This window comes from Desulfosarcina alkanivorans (assembly GCF_009688945.1).
GTDB classification, from domain to species: domain Bacteria; phylum Desulfobacterota; class Desulfobacteria; order Desulfobacterales; family Desulfosarcinaceae; genus Desulfosarcina; species Desulfosarcina alkanivorans.
In genome coordinates this window covers 4,069,012-4,089,426 of sequence record NZ_AP021874.1, presented here as the reverse complement: position 1 = coordinate 4,089,426, position 20,415 = coordinate 4,069,012, and the positions used below count along the sequence as shown (strand labels likewise).

The window sequence follows — 20,415 nt, the reverse complement described above, 5'->3', positions numbered from 1 at the left end:
TGGTCCCCCTTTATTCAATGTTGAAACGGCCACAATCGAAAATAATCCTTCACGCGCCGCCAGATTTCCGCTAGCCCGTGGGGTTCGAAAACCAGAAACATCACGATGAGCAACCCGAAAACAACTTCCTGCATTGGAAAAAGGTAGCTCATGGCTGTAGGAAACTGGTGGGCGATCAAGCCCAAAGTATTTTTAAGGATTTCCGGGACCAGTGTCATGAAAATGGCTCCGTATATGGCCCCGAGAATGCTCCCAAGTCCGCCTACAATAATCATGGCCAGATAGCGGACGCTTTCCATGAGCGGGAAATGTTCGGGTGTCACCGTCCTCATGAAGTTGACCCAGAGGCATCCAGCGATGCCTGCGAAAAATGAACTTACACCAAATGCATACATTTTATACTGAAACAAATTGATACCCATGATTTCAGCTGAAATATCGCGGTCACGAATGGCAATGAATGCTCGACCAACGCGGTTCCGGAACATATTCCGGGCTACGGTGACGATAATCATCACCACCGCTAGCGTAATGAAATAGAACTTGAACTCGTTGTCCACACTAATTCCAAACACTTTCGGTGGTGGCAAATTGAGGCCCCGGATTCCACCAGTCATGGACTCCCAGTGGACGAAGGTAAATTCAAAGATTACTTGAGCTGCCAAAGTCGCGATGCATAGATAGAGTCCTTTCATCCGCATGGATGGCCCCCCTACGATTATCCCGAAGAAAGCAGCCGACAGGCCGGACATTGGCAAGCAGAGAAGAAACGGCCAATCCAATCGAGTTGCTATAATTGCCGCCGTATAGGCCCCGATACCGATAAAAGCGGCATGGCCCAGTGAGATCTGGCCGGCAAAACCGGTAAGAATGTTGAGGCTCACCGCCCCCACGATGGCCACTCCCACCAAGTTCGCCATGTAGAGCTGGTAATCGTTGGCCAGGAAAGGGAAGATCAACAACGCCAAAAAAAGAACGCATATCCAAAAACGCACCGTGGGCGTCTGGAACACAGCTTCGTCCGACGCATAAGTTTCCTTAAAGTTGCCGATTCGCATGTTTTCTTGGGTCTCCGGTTAAAGCCGTTCGATTTCTTTTTTGCCGAAAAGACCATATGGCTTAAAGAGAAGGATTAGAACCAGCACGACAAAAGGTGCCACCTCTTTAACTCCACCATGGAAATACGGGTCCAAGTAACCACCGGCAAGATTCTCCACAATGCCGACAATGAAGCCACCCAGTACGGCACCCAATATGGAGTCGAGTCCACCCAGAATCACCACCGGGAAAATCTTTAAGCCGATGTGTCCCAGGGTCGGGTGTACCCCCCCTATGTTGGCTATGATGATCCCCCCCATCGAGGCGGCAATGGCCCCGAGCGCCCAAGAGAGCGTGAACATAGATTTGACATTGATGCCCATTGAAAAAGATGCCACTTGATCCGCGGCAGTTGCCCGCATAGCGATACCTACCTTGGCGTACTTGAACAGCAAGGCGAATATGACAACGGCGAATGCAGATATGACAAATCCATAGAAGATATTTGATCGAAGAACGATATCACCGATGATAACAGGATCTCTTGGGAAAATGGCCGGAAAGCTCTTGAACTCCGCACCCCATATTATCTCTGCAATCCCCAATAATATCGAACTTAACCCGATGGTCACCATAACTACACTGATTGTGGGTTGCCCCAGCATATGGCGTAAAATCATCCTTTCTATCAGAAAGCCCAGGAAGGCAGCCGTTACTATTACGCCCAAAAAGGCGAAAACGGGCGGCAGCCCCACGCTTATGGTTAGGGTATAAAAAATGAAACCTCCAATCATCATGAACTCGCCAGTGGCAAAGTTGATGATACTGGTGGCTTTGTATATAAGTACAAAACCAAGGGCGATGAGGGCATATACACCGCCTACCGCGAAGCCACTAACCAGCAGTTGTAGAAAGATCTCCATCGTGTGCCTTGTTTTCTCCCAAATATGCTTTAATAACTTCCGGATGCCGCTGTACCTCTTCAGCACTCCCCTCAGCTAGTTTTTGACCGAAATTGAGGACAAGCACCCTGTCCGAAATGTCCATAATGACTTTCATGTCATGTTCAATGAGCACGATAGTAATGTTTCGCTCCTCCTTGATATCCAAAATGAAACGGGCCATATCTTCGGTTTCCTCGGCATTCATTCCGGCTACTGGCTCATCCATAAGGAGAATTTTCGGACGCATGGCCAGCGCACGAGCTAACTCTACCCGTTTTTGAAGGCCATAGGGCAAGGAACCGACCGGGAGTTTTCTGATCGCTTCAATTTCAAGAAAATCGATAACATCCTCCTCGATTTCTTTGCGCAGAGTCATCTCTTCCCGGTGGGAACGACCCCAATAGAACAGGGAAGACAATAGACCGGTTCGCAGGTGCACGTGCGCTCCCAGTTTGATGTTATCCAGAACCGACATCCCATGGTAAAGGGCGATGTTTTGAAAAGTGCGGCCGAGTCCAAGCTCTGCCCGTCGGTATGGTGGATGGCGTGATATATCAAGCCCTTCGAGGTAGACGTGGCCCTTGTTGGGCCGATAGAAGCCGCTAATGCTGTTGAGGATAGATGTTTTGCCGGCGCCATTGGGGCCGATAATTGCAAATAACTCCCCCTGGTTGACTTCGAAGCTGACGTCCGTAAGAACCTGAAGTCCTCTAAACGACAGGGAAAGATTGCTGATGGTGAGCATATCCATTACGCACCGTCTCTTTGATGAATTATGCTTTTTATGCAACAAATTTCAACTATTCCGAAAAACCGAGGAAGCAGCAGAGTTTTGCTGATGGATGTTTTGCACTTCGATGGAAATCTTACTTAATGTCAACTGTTTCAGATTACATTGCATCCGTAAATCAGCAAATCGTGGAAAAAAGGGGGGGGAAATTAACCAAATGTTAATAAGTAAATTACCTATTCCCCATCCAGAAATGGATGATTTTTATCTTCTTTGCGAAGAAAAAAATTTCCGATGCCTCGGTGAGAAGTAAATTTTGGGTTGGAACAAATTTTAATCTCTTGGGGTTAAATTCCCCGAAGCTTTGCTTCGAATAGCTAACCGATACAGTTAGAGCTGCCTTGATACCCCGTCAGCTCTGCTGCGGGGTAGTTCATTGGTCATATGGCCAACTAATACCATCGTTTTGGCGATCCTATGCTCTGGTTGGTCGGCGGCCGGCCAGAAGTTGCCGTTCAGGTGGTCGCGAGTTTCTTTCTGGCGATCGTAAGCAAATTGGCGGCAACGACCGATGCCAAGACATAGCATTTGAACGAACGAAATCCTTTCCAGGTGCAGCGCGTCAGACCGAAGCTGCGCTTAAGCCAGGATATCCCGGATTCGATTCCGGCGCGAAACTGGCGGAGCTTTTTGTAAACGTAGTCGCTGCGGCACATGTCCGTTGCTTTCAATCCGCGTTTTTTGGAAAAGCAGACGTGCTTGATTTTACGCGCTTTGGCTTTGACAAGGTTGTCTTTGGAAGCGAACCCACCGTCCAAAGCGACTTTCAACGGATAGCGGCCATAGATCCGGTTTTGACGGTCGAGCATGGTTTCGACCAATTCCGTATCGGCGGGGTTGCCCTCCAAAATGACACAATTCAGGATCAAGTTGGAGGCCCCGCCCGTCAAACAGATTTTATGACCGTAATGTGTGTCTCGGCGGTCCTTGATAATGATGTCCGTATGGTCTTCGAAAATGGAAAACACCTTCTGGCCGGCCGGGACGCTTTCGCCTTGAACGACCCGGCGATAGGTTTGGTCGTAGACTTTTCGGGCCAGGTCGCCATAATGTTTGATCTCGCCGAACAAGCCCAGCAAAAGCGGGTCCGCGCTGCAGTGCCGTGCCAGGATCTCTTCGGCCCGGATGGCATAGCCGATGGTTTTGCGAGTGACCTTGAGCAGATCTTTATACAGGGGAATACGCTGTTTTTCTCCTTTGGCGTACTGGATGCCGATCATCCTTTTCTTGGCCCGGCGCCGATGATCGGTCAAGACGATCTTGATCCCGAAATCGTCTCGGGCCTTGGTCAACAAACGGGCGATCACGCGCACCGCATCGAACAGTTGTACGGAATCGAGAGGCTTATGGATGTTGGACGCGACCACCGTACAATCGATCCGCGCCTTCCGGCCCTTTTCGATTTTTTCGTCCTTGGCGCAGACCAAAAGGTCGTCGGATATACGCTGCCAGGTTTGCGGCGACAGCGGTTTGATATTGGCGTTGAGGGCCGACTTTTTTGAATCCCTTGTCGGCGATGCCGATGCGGCAGAATCGTCTCAAGGCCCTGGAATCGGAGATATGAAACGCCAGATCTTCATCGGTGAAACTGTAAATCCGCATCACCACCGCAGCGCGAATAATCTCCTCGGCCGTCATGCCGCGAGCCCCGGTCCGGCGCTTGATGATTTTTCCCTTGTTGAGATCTTGCAGTACATGATCGCAAATGGTAGGAGTGCTATCAAGCACGATGCTGATCGCTTCCAGCTCTTTTTCCTTGGGATGACCGGTTGGGAGATCGATAAGTGGCATTTGTTTTTGATGTTTTTCGCGCATTTTGTGTTTGGCCCTTTTCTGCTTTTTGTATTAATATTGAACGTTTGGCGACTTTCAACATACTACAATGAGAAGAGAAAAACCGTCACAAAATGCTCTTTTTTTTATTGATACCGGTGGCTTAAGTTGCCGGATGGACACTAGTTTGCTTTGTTTACCATCATCGCGCCTTAGCAAAAATTGGACAATCTCGCTGAAAGCCTTTTATGAGGCCAGAACGATGATGATAGGGCTGCAGTGTGGATACCATATCTCTTGTCGGCATCACTGCTTGGTCACACGTTTATCATGGGCACGTGAAAGGCTGAGAGTCACTATGGGGTGATGGTTGGGCTACCGCATGTTTTCGGTCCAAAGCACTGCAAAGCGAACCAGTTCGCCTCCATGCTTGAAACCCATTTTTTCTTTGATCCGTTCCTTATGGGAGCCCACGGTTTTAACACTCAGATTTAACCGGTTCGCAATATCACTGGGCAACATGCCCTGGCCGATCAATCTAAAAACTTGCATCTCACGATCGGTAAGGTGGTCGATTGGGGATTCTTGGGGGGTATCTTTGCTGAAGCGCAATTGCGTTAATATATGAGTCATCAGCTTTTCGCTGACATGCAATTTTCCGGAAAGAATATTACGAATCGCCTTGATTACAGAAAGCGAAGCTTCCTGTTTTTTGATGTAACCGCTGGCACCAGCAAGTAGGCATCGATGAGCGTAGAATTCTTCACCGTGCATTGAAAGGACAAGAATAGGTATTCTTACCCGTTCGAAGCGAAACTGATGAATGAGGTCAATGCCACTGCTGTTTTTGAGTGCCAGATCCAGCACAATCAGATCCGGGAGTTCCTGTTGGGCCAGCTTGATAGCCGAGGAGACATCCTCAGCCTCACCGCACACGGACATGTCTGGTTCGAGATTGACCAGATCCTTCAGCCCCATCCGAAAAATGGGGTGATCCTCAACGATCATGATACGTTTCGTTCTTCCCATCATCTCACCTTCTGCCCCCCTCCAGACTGTTTCGTTTGCTCTATTTCGATGGTTATGGTCGTTCCCATACCCATATCGGATTCGACAGTGAACTCTGCACCAATCCGCCGAGCACGGTAATTCATAATCCGCATTCCCATACCATGGTTAGGCTCATCGGCATGAATACCCCTTCCATCGTCTTTGATGGTAAGTATAATCTTTTCATTTTCCATATTTAAGACCACAAAAATGTTTTCCGCGTTGGCGTGTTTGAGGGCATTGTGAATAGCTTCATGGGTGATACAATAAACGTGACGCGCCATGGTATCGTCGTTGAGACATATAGGCAGTTCGCAAAGAAAATGGCATGAGACGCCGAAAATATCTTGAGCCTGCATCACCAGATCAGCAATGGCGGTGTCGAAATCGTAGCCGGACAAGTCCACCGGATACAGTCCCCTGGATAACCGTTTGAGTTTAATTATAGATTCCTGAATCAAACCTTGAATTTTAGCGGCATTAATTGACTCGGGTGATGACCTTTCTGCGAGCTTTTGCCGAAGTACATTGCTAAGAACTTCTACGCCCAGCAGGTGCGGGCAGAGATCATCGTGAAGAGTGAATCCAATTCGTTGGCGTTCACGTTCGCTGATATCCAGGACTTCCCGCTCCAGTTGTCGGGCTTCGGTAACATCCTCCAAGGCAGCCAGCATACATTTGCTGCCTTGGAGGATTAACATTTCCGCAGAAAGAATTCCCATGCGACAATGGTCTCCGTCGGCGCGAAAATTGATTTCCATATTGCGAATGGCATATTCCTGTTGAAGGCGCGCGACGATCAGTTCGTTTTTCTCTTCCGGTATAAAAAATTGTGTTTCGGTCAGCGACCGCCCGATGACATCCTCTGCGCTGAAGGCTGTATAGCGAAGGAAGCTATCGTTAACGTCGACGAATCTGCCATCGTTGATGGTTACGATAAACATACCAGCGGGACTGGATCGGAACGCCTTAGAAAACATCTCTACGGAACGCCGAAGTTCCAAATCCGCCAGCCTTTTTTCCGAAATGTCCTTGAGGACACCTCGATAGCCAATGACCTGCCGATCCGCATCGACCATCAATGATATGGATGTTTCTAAATAACAGGTTGACCCATCTCGCCGATTCAACTGGTAGCTGGCCGCCTTTTGTGCTTTGCCCGAAGTCCTGATTTCTCTGAAGGTTTCCTTAATCTTGCGGTAGGTTTCCGGATCGGAAATTTCTCGGAGGCTAAGACTGTTCAAAACAGCTTTTGGGTAGCCGAGAATGGCCTGAAGGGCGGCATTGAAAAATGTGAAACGCCCCTGTGTATCCACCTCGTAATAACCTTCCTCCATTCGCTCTAGAATAGTCCTGTATTTCTCTTCACTTATTCGCAGTCTAGCTTCGACTCGCTGCCGATCCAGAATCTCATTGGTAAGGATAGCGTTGGAATATTCCAGTTTCTCCATGAAGTAATTGAAATATCCAGCCAATTGTCCCATTTCATCCTCGGTTGAAATATCCAATCGAATCGACAGATCGCCACTGGCTCCTCGACGGAAGTTCTTCATCATCGTTTTCAACGGCCTGACGATATATAAGCTCATCAACCAAGTAATTGGAATGGTAATTAATAAAGTGGCCGCAGTGGTGGCCAGCACCACATTGAGAACCTTTTTAAGGGGGGCGTAGGACTCCTCAAGGTAACAGGACGAGGCGACTATCCAGTCATACTCTGGGATATAGTTGAAAATGACCAACTTGTCCCTGTGCACCTGCTCTCCAGGATTTTTCCAAGAATAGATTTTCTTGCCTTTCTTCTCTTCAATAATGGTTCGGATGAATTTCCTGCCCGAAGTATCAGCGAATGCAAAAGCGTTGCCTTCAATTACCGGATGGATAATCATCTGCCCTTTGCTATCAATCACAAAGGAATAGCCGGTCTCGCCGAATTTCAAGGATAGAATACTGTCCCGGAAATCCGAAACGTCTATTAATTCTGCAAATTCAGTTCGATATGACGAAACGGAAATGATCCAGTCCCATGGGGCAAAGTACGTCATATACAGGGCTTTTGGCCGCTTGGCAGGTTCGCCGGGATTCCTCCATTCGTATTCAAGGTAGCCTTCTTTTCGGAGAATCTGCTCTTTGACGAATCCTTGTTCCAGAAAAACGCCACCCTCCATACCGGGCTTTGGGTGAACAACAGCGGCGCCGCGACTGTCAACACAGTATATATAGCCTGTTTTTCCTATTGATTGTCCTGTCAAAATTTCCCTGGCTTGAGCCTTGGCTTGGCTTTCCGTCAAATTTCCCTGAAGTTGTTTCTGAAAAATGCGGCCAACAATCTCACGATTTTGTTCGGCAGCGGCGCGCAGGTTGTTTCTGATGGACACTCGGGCTGCAGTATGCACCATATTTAGTATCATATTGGTAGTGTTCTTGAGTTCCTGCTCAATGTTTCTTTCAATGGTATGTCGTACCATTGAATACAAAACGGAATTGCCAAGAGATGAGGTCACAAAAAAAACAGAGAGATAGGTCACCAATAATTTCTTATTAATTGGCAGGTTTCGAAATACGGTGTGCAAGGCTGTAATCCTGTTTGAAGTGAATCCAAACATAGTAAATGCAAAGACAGGGAAATAAGACTACCTAAACCGGAGCATTGATGTTGTGAATCTTGTCGGCATTATCGTTTTTCCCTCTTGCTCTCATACAGCGGTAGCAGGAAGACATTGATTTGTTGCTTGACTTTGCGAAGGGCTTTCCGGACGTCAACGCGGGCACGAACAAAGTCTCGCATGGCTTCATCTTCATTGTTGGGGACATAGACCGGCGTGAGTTCGCCCGCTCGAAGCAAGGTGGACAGCTTGGTTGCATATCGACAGTCGTCTTTCAATCTGTCACCGCTTTTTTGGGGAACCAGGCGGGGGCTACTACGACACAATCGACCCCCCTGTTTTCAGATGTCGAAGCCTGCTTCTCTCTCGCTCCCTGCAATGTTGGATGCCCATCAGCTTCTCATATAGTGGCTTCTCGTTCTATATTTCAATTCTTGCAATAATATAGCTGCGACCATCCAATATCCTGGGTTGTCATTCGGATAGAATAGATTCTGATACGCTTTTCACACGAACCAAAGTTTTACCAGGTTAGCTCCTGTTTAGAATTTTACATAGAAAGCCTATGAAAAAGCTACCAGACCTTGGCGCATTTGCTAAAATAAAGTAGCTTTTCAAATAATCGGCCACCCAAAAAAAATTGGCGGAGTGACCTCAGCCGAAGGGTGGCGGTGCCAATAATTAAAGGTTGGTATTTGGGGAGGTTTACCAATAGCAAGCGCCTTTCGGCCGAGGTCTCTCCATAAATGAGTTAACCGTTTTCAAATTTTTGCTTAAGCGCTCACTCAATACGTCTGTCAGGCAATCCAACTGCTTTCGATTTAGCCAAAGCCAACTTAAACTCAAGGTATTAAAATCAGTAACGTAATAGTTGTTTGGCCAATGCCGACAGGTATAACGGAACCTGGTGTTTTTCTCCCAACTGCAGGGTGATATCGATATCCTCGTACAGAAGGTCGAGCGCGGTTCCCGGTGAATAATGCTGCCACCATCCAGCCACCGTATTCCAATTGTCAATAACCCAACTCTGCCCGGTACTCACGCGAATAAGATCAAATATTGTGTCATGGTCCATTCCGGTATCTTCGATTAGCGCTTTGGCCTCATGGGCAACGCACATGTTGACCAACAACAGCATGTTGTTGACCAATTTGGCGGTCTGTCCTGCCCCCACCGACCCCACATGCACGACATGGCGGCCGATCACCTCGAATATCGGAAGAAATTTTCGGTATATGCCACTATCTCCCCCCACCATGATGGTCAAGTCGCCGGACTCGGCCCGCAGTCTGGCTCCGCTGACCGGGGCATCGATGAACCCGATCCCTTTATTTTGGAATGGCTTGGCCATTTTCCTTGCGTCAACGGGGCTGATGGTGGACATCACCGCTATTGCCGACGGTAACGATGAGGCTGAAACCACACCATTTTCTCCGAAAAGGACGCAGCGGACCTGTTCTGTCGTCCGAACGATAATCAGCAAAAGATCTGAATTCTCTGCAACTTGATCCGGGCCTGATACTGCCGAAGCGCCAAGATTAACAAGCCGCTTTACCCGTTTTTGGTCCAAATCGAATACAGCTAATGGATATCCTTTTTTAAGCAGATTTTCAGCCATGACCATACCCATCTCTCCAAGGCCGATCAATCCGAGTCTGGCTTTCATGGTCACTCCTTGAATATTTTTTTCAACCTATTTCATGTGATGGATACGGAGCGGAGCACCCTCAGTGTTCAGCAATATAGCTGTCAACGATGATGTTACGCTTCACCCAAGCAGTTTCTGTCAGTCCTATTTCCCTCTATACTTATTGAAGATCCTCAAAGCATATATTGTGCCATTTTAGAGAAAATAAATAAAACAACATATTGATATTAATTATAGACTGTTAGAATGCATCTCTTGTGTGGAGGTTTGGGGCAACCTATGTTATTATCGAGAATCGATTAGAATATTATCATTCTCCATGAATGGGGTAACATAAAATTAAAAAAAAGTTTACAAAATAGAGGGTTATACACTTTATACTATTGTCAGTAGTTCAAAATTTCTGATTTAGACGTGCTTTTTAATAGTCTAAACGGAATGCCCCACAGTCAAGGCGGTCTGAGCCGAATGCTTTGAAAACGGATTTTGCATGATAGGGTTCATGTTACTTGTATTTCGGCATTTTTTTAAAGTTTTACAGGCCTTGATCGATAAAATAGGCTAAGCAACCAATATTAACCTAAATGATAACTTATTATTCACTGGTTTTTAGTGGACCTTACAGAAGAAATAATATGATTTATCAATATGCTATATCGATACGAAACAATTGTGGGTTCTATATGGAGAGATTAGCACCGGTTGAACACTTTCAGATCCTCGGTACTCTCTACGCTTGAGGTTACATGAAAGCCACTCTCGCAATAGATGTGGACCAAAATTTATATAAAGCTATTATTAGGGCCGCCTCCCTTTTGCTAATAGTAGTGAAACCCCATTCGAAGAGGCGTTGATATGCAAAGTATATTGATTGTTGATGATGAAAAAAGCGTTTTAAAGGCGCTCCGAATGATCCTGGAGAGCAAATACCAAGTTATCACTGCAAGACAAGGATCTTCCGCGATAAAATTATTTGACCAGGAAAGACCGGACCTAGTGCTTTTGGATATCAGCCTGCCGGATATGACGGGTATCGATGTATTAAAAAAGCTGAAAGAAATGGATCCAGGCGCGTTGGTTGTAATGGTCACGGCAGTTGAAGATATTCATACCATCGTAAAGGCTGTGAAGATAGGTGCCTATGATTATCTGGTAAAACCGATAAAATCCCAGGAACTTTTCCTGGCTGTGAAAAATGCCCTCGAAAATAAAGCTCTTAAGAACCAGCTCCACCTCATGCAACAATCCGAGGCAAATCGCTATAAAGTTGAAATTATCGGTAAAAGCCCTGAAATGCATGAACTGATGGTAGTTGTAAATAAGTTGTCTCGAAGTATGGATACGCCTGTCCTGATTGTGGGAGAAAGCGGTACCGGAAAAGGCGTCTTTGCGCGTAATATCCATTACTCTACATCAACGCGCGGTGGCCCATTTGTTACCGTCAATTGCGCTGCCATCGCAAAAGATTTGGTCGAAAGCGAACTGTTTGGATATGGACGAGGTGCTTTTACGGGAGCCAGGGAAGAGGGAAAAAAAGGACATTTTGAAGAGGCGGAGGGGGGAACCCTCTTTTTGGATGAAATTGGTGCCATGTCGCTTGACGCACAGGCAAAACTACTAAGTGTTCTTGAGGACAGGAAGTTCAAGAGAGTCGGAAGTAGCAAAGAAGTCAATGTCAAAGCCCGGGTCATAGCGGCCACTAATTCAAAAATTGAAAATGCAATTGAAAAAGGACAATTCAGAAAGGATCTTTTTTTCCGTCTCAATGTGGTTAAGCTCGAAGTTCCTCCCCTACGTGATCGAAAGGGCGACATACTTCTTTTAACGGAACATTTTTTGAGCCATTATGGCAGTAAATTTGGCAAGCGCTTTACAAACATTTCTCCTGAAGCAAAGGATGCTCTGCTTCAATATCATTGGCCCGGCAATGTACGCGAACTTCGTAACATTTTGGAGCGGGTAAGCCTTCTTGAAGATGGCGATACACTTCTGCCGAAGCATTTTTTGCATAGTTTCGATCTGTGTAAAGAAAAGGTTTCAGGTTTAAAAGCGGATCATACCCTTGACTATGGGCAAACAGTAAGAAACCTGATTAAGGAGGCGTTAAAACGAACCCGTGGCAACGTTGTAGAATCAGCAAAATTGCTTAATATGCCTGTTCACAAGCTTCGATACCGAATAAAAAAACTCGGTTTGAAATATTGAACTGGATTTGCATCGATCTAATTTGCCCCCCACAATTGAAATTCAACAATTCGATTTACAAACAATTTCCATTTTTTTGCATTCGGTGCTTACCAAGTAACAATATTCTTCTTACTCTTCTGCAATAATGACTAAACTAAGGTTTTGCTCGCCATTTTCAGCGTTGGCTTCTCTCCATAATCCTTGCGTATTCAATGCTTTATATGCTGAATGATATCATGGTACATAACATGCATAATGCATAGGGTGCAACTAACAACGCTTACGTCAACCAACGATAAGTGCGGGAACATCTGCAGGCGATATAATCGATTCGATAACGATCCAATAAAATGCCAGAAAAGACGTATACATGGACATTCATAGTACAGTTTCAATCCAGGAAAAGAGTTTTAGGGGATGGTATACCCGAATATGGATCAGAACTCTTTTTTTCAACATTTCGTTCTTGCTTTTTTTTTGTGGTCCCACATTTGGTTCCGAAACTCTTTCCGGCCAAATCATTGGTAACGCAATTCGGAATCTATCCTTAGAGGATTGCTTGGAGATCGCTTTGACAAAAAACCGCCAGCGACAAATCTCCGAATCCGCCATAAAAATTGCCGAAGCCCAACATCAGCAGGTTCTTTCCACATACTGGCCGCAACTATCGCTAAAGATGAATGCCAATAGACTGGATGAGAGCCCCAATCTAATTTTTCCTGAATCCACAATGGCTCTCACTGTGCAAGGCCCTGGGCCAACCCCAATACAGTCAAACGTTACAGTTCACGAAATAGACGTCAAGCTAATGGATAGAGATTCACTAATCAGCTCGGTAGGCCTCGTCTATCCTATATATATGGGGGGCAAGCGAACCGCCATGTCCAAGCAGGCAAGTACGGGTGTAAACATAGCAAAAGAAGCGGCAAGAAAAACCGATCTTCAAATCGTCCTCAATACGAAAAAGCTATACTACGGTGCTGTGCTTGCGACCAGCCTCCACAAACTTGGTCGTGAAACGCTGGATAGATTAAACGTTTTACTGGAATTGACGGAAATGCTCTACAAGACGGGAACCGGTACTGTAATGAAAACCGACTTTCTTCGCACGCAGGTTATCGTAACAACGATTCGTTCATCCGTTGCCCTCCTCGCTTCCAACGAAGAGCTCGCAAAAGCGGCACTGTCCAACGCTATCGGATTGAGTTGGCGCGAGCACGTTGTGCCAGCCGCCAATGAGATCCCATTTGTACCCTTCAACGTGGAATTGGACGAACTTATTTCCAATGCCTATCAGTTCAACCCTGAATGGTCCAAACTTAAGCTCGCCCTTGAGGCTGCCGAAGCTGGAATCAAGGAGGCGCGCAGTGGCTATTTCCCCACCATAGCACTGAATGGAAATCTGAGCCGCATTGACAATTCTTATGATGCCGGAATAATGAGCGATAAAAACATAAAATCTTGGAATATTGGCATTAGCATGCAATTACCACTCTTCAGGGGGTTTAGAACAAAGAATGAAATTAGGGAAGCAACGGCGCGATTTGAGAAAAAAAAGCAGGAAAAGTTGTATTTTAAGGAGGGCCTTGGTCTTCTAGTAAAAGACACATTTCTTCAATTAGCCCGCGCCCAGGAACAGGTAATGGCAACCGGTGAGTCTCTTGCCTCGGCTCGGGAGAACCGAAAACTTAATGTGCGCGCCTATCAAAATGAGCTTGCAGAGACCAAAGAGGTCATTGAAGCACAGCTGCTCGAACCTTTTATCAGTGCCCAATATTTGAAAGCCCGCCACGATCATGCTGTCAGCCGATCCAGGTTGGACTTCATCATCGGTAACGAGATCCTCGAACCATTGCGACAAGGAGCCGCGAAATGAGGTTTCTCGCAAAAGGCCTTATGACACTTTTTCTGATTTGCTTTCCTCTTACGCTCACAGCCTTGGCAGAGACCCAGCAGAAAGGAACCGATCCAACTCTGAAGATTGGATTTGTAGCCGCAGTATTAGGCGACATGGATATAAAAGATGCCAGAGCTGCAATAATGCTGTGGATTGAGGAAATCGGCAATCAGGTCGGTATCAAGGTTAGTGGCCAGATAATTAATGATATAAGAGACGTAACTCAAAAGATAAATTCCGGCCATCTCGACATGGCAGTCACGCCGACGTTGGATTATCTTTATTTCAAAGATGAAATAAACGCAGAAATTTTCTTTTCGGGCATCTATCATAATAATAAAAGTAGAAAATACGTCACCATCGTTCATTCTGAAAACAAGCAGGCACCTATTGTAAATACGCAAGGCGGTATTCTGGCGGTCATTGAGCATGATACCTTGAGCCGTCTTTTTTTAGACACACTGCTCCTCCGTAGTAACCTTCAAATGGCGGATATTTTTTATTCTTCCATATTAAAAAAGAAAAAAGCTTCACAAGCAGTTTTATCCGTTTTCTTCAAACGCGCCGATATCTGTGTCGTTCCTAACTCCGTTTATGAAACCATGACCGAACTGAATCCCCAAGTTGCAAGGAAGTTGAAAGTCGTGGCATCATCGCCAACCATGCTGGACACAGTAGGCATTCTTCGCAAAGGATATGATCAAAGCTGGAAAGCGCCCCTCACGAAATCAGCATTGGAATTGCATCGAACAACGCGTGGAAAACAAATCCTGCTGCTCTTTAAAATGGATCGTCTAATCAGAAGCACGCCTGCGGACTTAAGAAGTGTACAAGCGCTTATCGATGAATACGAGGCGCTTCTCGACAGCCATTAGGCTTTGCATAATTGGTTGCGGACAAGATGGCCCTTTCGGCAGCCTGCCGGCCGGCTGGCTTCTACAATATGAACTTGATATCATAAGATAACGAAAATGGCCAACGATCAAGAATAAACAAACATGTTGCCGTGCAAGGGTGGCGGGAAGAAATCATGGGATTTCCTAACTCAACCAGCCTGAAAATCAGCTCTTCCGAAAACGGTGGCGAGGGTCCTATAAGAGAGAAGCGGGGTATTTTTCAACGGACCTTTGTTCTCCTGTTGCTGTTTTCTTTGGTTATCATCGGTCTGTATTCATTGGTATTGATCGTCAAAGGGCGGGATGCGTTGCTGCTGAGCCTTGAATCAGAGGCTCGAAGTGTATCCGCATCTCTCAGCCAAGTTTGCGGCAATGCAATTGTCGATGAAGACTACGAATTCATTGTCGAACATTGCTTGGAAGTGCTGCGAAACAGCTCCGGAATCCATTATATAGTGGTTTCCAGAGACAGGGGATTTACACTGGTCCACACCTCCAAACAATGGGAGATGCACGAGCATCCCGATTCTGAATGGCGTTTTGAAAAAGGCGAGATGGCAGAAGGGTACATGGTGTATAGCCCCTTGATAGGGAAGGAAGTTTATCGCTTTTCATATCCCCTGCAATATTCTAGCCTCCAATGGGGCTGGCTTTATATCGGGTTATCCCTCAAGCCTCTCCACAACCAATCAGAATCCATTTATAAATTAACTGCGTTGTTGGGGCTTTTTTGTTTGTTGGCAGCAATCTTGGGATCCTATTTCTTTGCCAGGAATTTGACTGTCCCGATACTTTCACTCTTAAAAGCGACCCTGTCGGTAGCGGAAGGGGATCTGTCCGCTAGGGCAAGCCTAAAAACTAGCGATGAGTTGGGAATGCTAGCCAACTCATTCAACATAATGACGGAACGTCTTGAGAAAACAACTGTTTCTAAAGATTATATGGACAATATCATACAAAGTATGAGCGAAGGGCTGATAGTATTGGATGCGTATGGGAAAATTAAACTGGTTAATGATGCGGCCCTGAAACTTTTTAAATGTTCTATCAAGGAGTTATATGACAGAGATCTATTCGAGGATGTCATAGTTGATAAAGACGCCTCCTCTAAAAAGAACTGGTTGGAACAAATTTTTAAGCAAAAATCTATCAAAAACATCGAGAGAACCATAATAATTAGGGGAGGAGACGAAATCCCCATACTTATGTCCGGTTCGATTTTAAAAAATAATTCTGGTTTTATGGATGGTGCTATTTGTTTGCTAATGGACATCACTCATCGAAAAAAGATCGAAACATCCTTGCAGAACGCTTATGAAGAGTTGAAAAACACTCAAGCTCAACTTGTCCAGTCGGGCAAGCTTGCCTCCATCGGGGAACTCGTGGCCGGAGTCGCCCATGAATTGAATCAACCTTTGATGGTTATAAGAAGCAACGCGCAAATCACCAAGCATTTTATCCGAGAATGGAAAGGGGATGTTGATAGCCTAAACAACCTTTTGGAGCCAATCGATCGCAACACGAAACGGATGATGAATATCATCAACCATCTAAGAACCTTTTCGCGGCAGTCTCATGCAACGTTTCAGAAAGTGGATGTTAACGAAATCATCGATAATTCATTTCTAATTATTGGGGAGCAGCTTCGGTTGCGAGGTATCAATGTCTTGAAGAGATTTGGGTCGAATCTCCCAAAAATCCTGGGGGACAACAATCAGTTGGAGCAGGTTGTACTGAACTTAATAGCCAACGCTCGAGATGCTATCCTTTCAAAAGCCGATAATGAACTGACTCCCGTTCAAAACAGGCGTACGTTAGACAAAGCGCAGAGCGGGAGAAAGAAAGAGGGAAGCCGAATGCCTTCATATAAAGGTCAGATAGAGGTTGTTACCAAGGTTGGAGTTACCACGCCTATGATTTTAAAAGAAAAAGAAACCAACAATGGCGCGGGCCAACGTTTTATAGACATCCTGGTTCGAGACAATGGAACTGGGCTTTGTGATGCAGATGTGGACAGGATTTTCGATCCTTTTTTCACCACCAAAGAGGTGGGCAAAGGAACGGGGCTGGGCCTTTCAATCAGCTACGGTATCATCAAGGATCATATGGGAGACATCAAAGTAACCCAAACCGATGCTACGGGAACTTCGATGCGTGTTCGGATTCCGACTGCCGGCTGAAACGCCCATTCGCACCAAACCTAACCATAGATATATGGCGGAAACTGAAATTACCGTCGGTCTCGAAAAAAGGGGATATAACCAAAATGGCCTTAAAACCATCTTACGAAAAATTGGAGAAGAAAGTCATTAATTTGGAGCTGGCTTTCGAGAAGGGCCGGCAAAATGAGACCCGTTTGCGTGCGGAACGTGATGCGTTGAAAGAAAGGAACAATTTGCTGGAACAAATGGTTCAGTTCTTACCTCAGGGTGTGGCGGCCGTGAACGCGGAGGGCCGCGTCATTGTCTGGAATCGAATGGCGGAGGAAATTTTGGAGACTCCGGCTGAAGATATCATGGGAAAAAAGACTCTTGATGTGGGCCGCGCCTTCTACGGAAAACCAAAGCCGACCCTTCTCGATTTGGCATTACAACTTCGCGATGGTCATGATGAAGCGTATGAAAAGTTTAAAACCGCAAATAGCGCCATCACAGCAGCTGTCACGATTCCGAATTTCAAGGGAAAAGGCGTTGACAGATATTTCACGGGAAAGGCGCAAACCCTGTTCGATTCTAAGGGACATATTATCGGTGCAGTGGAGACGATTCAGGACGAGACTGAAAAAAATAATATTACGGCGGAGTTGAAAAACAATGAAGCGCGGTATCGGTCCCTGGTCGAGACATCGCAGGACTGGATCTGGGAAGTAGATGCAAACGGAAAGGTAATCTATTCAAGTCCGGCTGTGGCTAACATTTGGGGTTATGCGCCGGAAGAGATTGTTGGCAAAAAGATTGGCGAGCTATTTCAAAACGAGGAGGCCATTCGTATCGATTCATTGTACCGGAAGCTCTCTGCAGCGAAGGAAAATATAAATGGTTTGGAGGTCCAAATCCACCATAAGAACGGAAAACTCGTTTGGATAGAAACAAGCGGTACACCGCTTTTTGGAAATGACGGCCAATTCAAAGGCTTTTGCGGTATTAATCGAGATGTCACTGAAAAAAAGAAATTTTTACAAAAAATTCAGAAAAAAGAATCGATGTTGAGAAAAGCCCAGAGAATGGGAAATCTGGGATGTTGGGAGTGGGACATTGCAACAAACAATGTGATCGCATCGGATTCATTTTTAAACCTTGTCGGCTTGGACCCGAAGCCGAGCTTTTCATTATCATTAGATGCCTGGATTGACATAATACACCCGGATGAAAGGGATCAATATATCCAAGTATTGCAGGACTCCCTTTCATTTTCGGGAGAGCAGACGGTTACATACCGTATCATACACAAGGATCTCGGTGTTAGAAATTTTAAAGCTGTGGCCGAATACATCCGCGACCGGGACGGGAACCCGATAAGCGCGTTTGGTACAGTGCAAGATATCACCGAGTACGTTCAGACTGCAAAAACCATTGAATCGCTGAATGCCACGTTGTATTCCATCCGCGCCGTTAATCAACTGATCGTCAGGGAAAAAAATCGGAAAAGGCTCTTGCGTAAAAGCTGCCAGATCCTAACATCGAACCCCGATATGAAGGGGGCCTGGATACAGCTGCTCGACGATGCTGGACAACCGGTTGAAAATTCTTGTGCAGGATTGGGCGGTGATCTGGTTTCACTGATTGCTGAAATTAAAAAGGGCGTTTCTCCTAATTGGAAGCAAGACGCTTGTCTTAAAACAATGGTGGATATACCTGCTGATCGGGAATCCTTTTGTGGCGTTTTTTATGACAAAAATTCCAATCTTTATTATCAAGTATTTACCTTCAATTTGTTAAAAAATAATAAAAGTTATGGCCTCCTTAGTTTATACAATATTCATACAGGCAAACAAATAAAGGAAAAAATATCGCTACTGAAAGAGATCGCAGAGGATATTGCCTTTGCACTGCACAGCATGGCATTGGATGAGGAAAAAAAAGGCCTTGTTGAATCGCTTCGGCAAAGCGAAAATAGATACCATATGCTTGTAGATACCTGTCCGGATATGATCAGCATCATTCAGGAAAATAAGGTTCTTTATGCCAATAAAACCGTAATAGAGAAACTAGGTTGGACACTTGACGAAATGCAATCCAATTCCTTCGATTGGATAAAATTAGTTATTCCACCAAAACACCGATCGCTGGTCAAGAAAAATTTATATAAACATTATAAAAAAGAAGTTGTTAAGCCATATCAAATAACGATGAAAAGAAAAAATGGTTCCGAATTTCCCGTTATTATACGATCTGTTCCCATTCGGGTCGAGGAAAACCAAGCAATTTTGAGTTATCATATCGATCTTACAAAGTATTCCGAGATGAAAGAGGCTATTCGACAATCTGAAGTAAAATTTAAAGCACTCTGGGAGAGCCTACCCATAATCGCTTATGAAGTTGATTCAAGTGCAACAATTAGAAATGTCAACAATGAAGAAAAATTTGCCGAGATAGTCAATTTGCCAGTTGGAAAAATAATTAATAGTAGTATATTCAAATGTGTAGAAAAACAATCTCTACAACAGGCTAAATATCTTTATAGATCGGTCTTAAATGGGGAGACCTCAGAATTCGAATTAAAGCTTGCTAGTAATAAAACCGGTTGGTTCAGATTGAAGAGGATAGCCAATAAGCATGGGAAAATTATTGGGCTGATTGGAATCCTCATGGACATTACTGAGCAAAAAATTATCCAGGAACAATTAATGCGAGCAGATCGCTTATCATCAATGGCCCATCTATCCGCCGGCATCGCTCATGAAATTAGAAATCCTTTGTCGAGTATATCATTATTTTTAGATATTCTGTGCGATCAAGTGTTGACTGATAAATCAGACCAAGTTGAAGATATTTTAAAAGAATTAAAGGAAAATGTAGATAGGATCGCTAATATCATTAGCCGTGTTCTTGATTTTTCAAGACCTACAGTCACAAATGAAGGCAATATAGATATAAAAAATTTAATAAATGATACAATCCGTTTATGGTCAGATAAATTTAGAAGAAAGAAAATAGATTGTGAAGTATCTATTGCGGACAATATAGATGTTTTTTGGGGTGATCCCGTTGGGATTCAACAAGTATTTGGAAATTTAATTCAAAATGCTATAGAAGCCATAGGAACAAAAGGAGCTGTTAATATAAATGCTTGTAAAATAAATAATGATAACCAAAAAAATGATAGTAATATTATTATCAAAGTCAAAGATAACGGTCCAGGTATAAATCCTACCGATATAAAACAGATCTGGGAGCCCTTTTTTACCAAGGGAAAGAGATATGGTACTGGTTTGGGGCTTGCGATCTGTCATCAGATAGTTGAAAAATATGGCGGTCATATTAGTTGCGAAAGTACTATTGGCAAGGGCACAACCTTCACGATAGAACTTCCAGTTAAAAAATAAATAGTAGAATTGTTAATTTCGTATAAAATTGTTGTTGAAGT

The 20,415-nt window shown here is 45.0% G+C and carries 12 protein-coding genes and 1 pseudogene; 5 read left to right on the top strand and 8 right to left on the bottom strand.

What is annotated here, in order from left to right; all coding sequences use genetic code 11:
* Positions 1–14 precede the first annotated feature (14 nt).
* From DSCA_RS17915 to DSCA_RS17880, 8 genes and pseudogenes are all read right to left on the bottom strand, one after another.
* On the bottom strand, positions 15–1,058 hold the full coding sequence (locus DSCA_RS17915; protein ID WP_155317725.1) for a branched-chain amino acid ABC transporter permease: 1,044 nt from the start codon (positions 1,056–1,058) through the stop codon (positions 15–17).
* 18 nt (positions 1,059–1,076) lie between these two features.
* Positions 1,077–1,961: a branched-chain amino acid ABC transporter permease gene (locus DSCA_RS17910; RefSeq protein WP_155317724.1), complete on the bottom strand. Its 885-nt coding sequence runs from the start codon at positions 1,959–1,961 to the stop codon at positions 1,077–1,079.
* Positions 1,933–2,733: an ABC transporter ATP-binding protein gene (locus tag DSCA_RS17905; RefSeq protein WP_155317723.1), complete on the bottom strand. Its 801-nt coding sequence runs from the start codon at positions 2,731–2,733 to the stop codon at positions 1,933–1,935. Before DSCA_RS17905 ends, DSCA_RS17910 begins: the two co-directional genes overlap by 29 nt.
* A 494-nt stretch (positions 2,734–3,227) precedes the next feature.
* Positions 3,228–4,587: pseudogene (locus DSCA_RS17900) on the bottom strand (ISNCY family transposase).
* A gap of 333 nt (positions 4,588–4,920) precedes the next feature.
* Entirely contained in the window at positions 4,921–5,553 is a 633-nt protein-coding gene (locus DSCA_RS17895) for a response regulator (RefSeq protein WP_231716208.1), read from the bottom strand.
* Positions 5,554–5,573: 20 nt separating this feature from the next.
* Entirely contained in the window at positions 5,574–8,168 is a 2,595-nt protein-coding gene (locus DSCA_RS17890; protein WP_167527844.1) for a cache domain-containing protein, read from the bottom strand.
* A gap of 101 nt (positions 8,169–8,269) precedes the next feature.
* The gene (locus DSCA_RS17885) at positions 8,270–8,479 is read right to left on the bottom strand and encodes a hypothetical protein (protein ID WP_155317721.1); all 210 of its coding nucleotides are present in this window, start codon (positions 8,477–8,479) and stop codon (positions 8,270–8,272) included.
* A gap of 578 nt (positions 8,480–9,057) precedes the next feature.
* A complete protein-coding gene (locus tag DSCA_RS17880; protein ID WP_155317720.1) occupies positions 9,058–9,867 on the bottom strand; it encodes an NAD(P)-dependent oxidoreductase in 810 nt (269 codons plus the stop codon).
* A gap of 837 nt (positions 9,868–10,704) precedes the next feature.
* On the opposite strand from DSCA_RS17880, the gene DSCA_RS17875 reads away from it, so the two are divergent.
* The 5 genes from DSCA_RS17875 (at position 10,705) to DSCA_RS17855 (ending at position 20,374) form a co-directional block, all read left to right on the top strand.
* Positions 10,705–12,054 (top strand): sigma-54-dependent transcriptional regulator, encoded by a 1,350-nt coding sequence (locus DSCA_RS17875; protein ID WP_155317719.1) that lies wholly within the window; start codon positions 10,705–10,707, stop codon positions 12,052–12,054.
* Between the two features lie 352 nt (positions 12,055–12,406).
* Complete coding sequence (locus DSCA_RS17870; RefSeq protein WP_155317718.1) at positions 12,407–13,912, top strand: TolC family protein; 1,506 nt, start codon at positions 12,407–12,409, stop codon at positions 13,910–13,912.
* Positions 13,909–14,808, top strand: coding sequence for a phosphate/phosphite/phosphonate ABC transporter substrate-binding protein (locus tag DSCA_RS17865; protein ID WP_155317717.1), 900 nt, complete (start codon positions 13,909–13,911; stop codon positions 14,806–14,808). Before DSCA_RS17870 ends, DSCA_RS17865 begins: the two co-directional genes overlap by 4 nt.
* A 155-nt stretch (positions 14,809–14,963) precedes the next feature.
* Positions 14,964–17,009, top strand: a complete 2,046-nt coding sequence (locus DSCA_RS17860) for a sensor histidine kinase (RefSeq protein ID WP_155317716.1) — start codon at positions 14,964–14,966, stop codon at positions 17,007–17,009.
* An 86-nt stretch (positions 17,010–17,095) separates the two neighbouring features.
* Complete coding sequence (locus DSCA_RS17855; protein WP_155317715.1) at positions 17,096–20,374, top strand: PAS domain S-box protein; 3,279 nt, start codon at positions 17,096–17,098, stop codon at positions 20,372–20,374.
* The last annotated feature ends 41 nt before the right edge of the window (positions 20,375–20,415 follow it).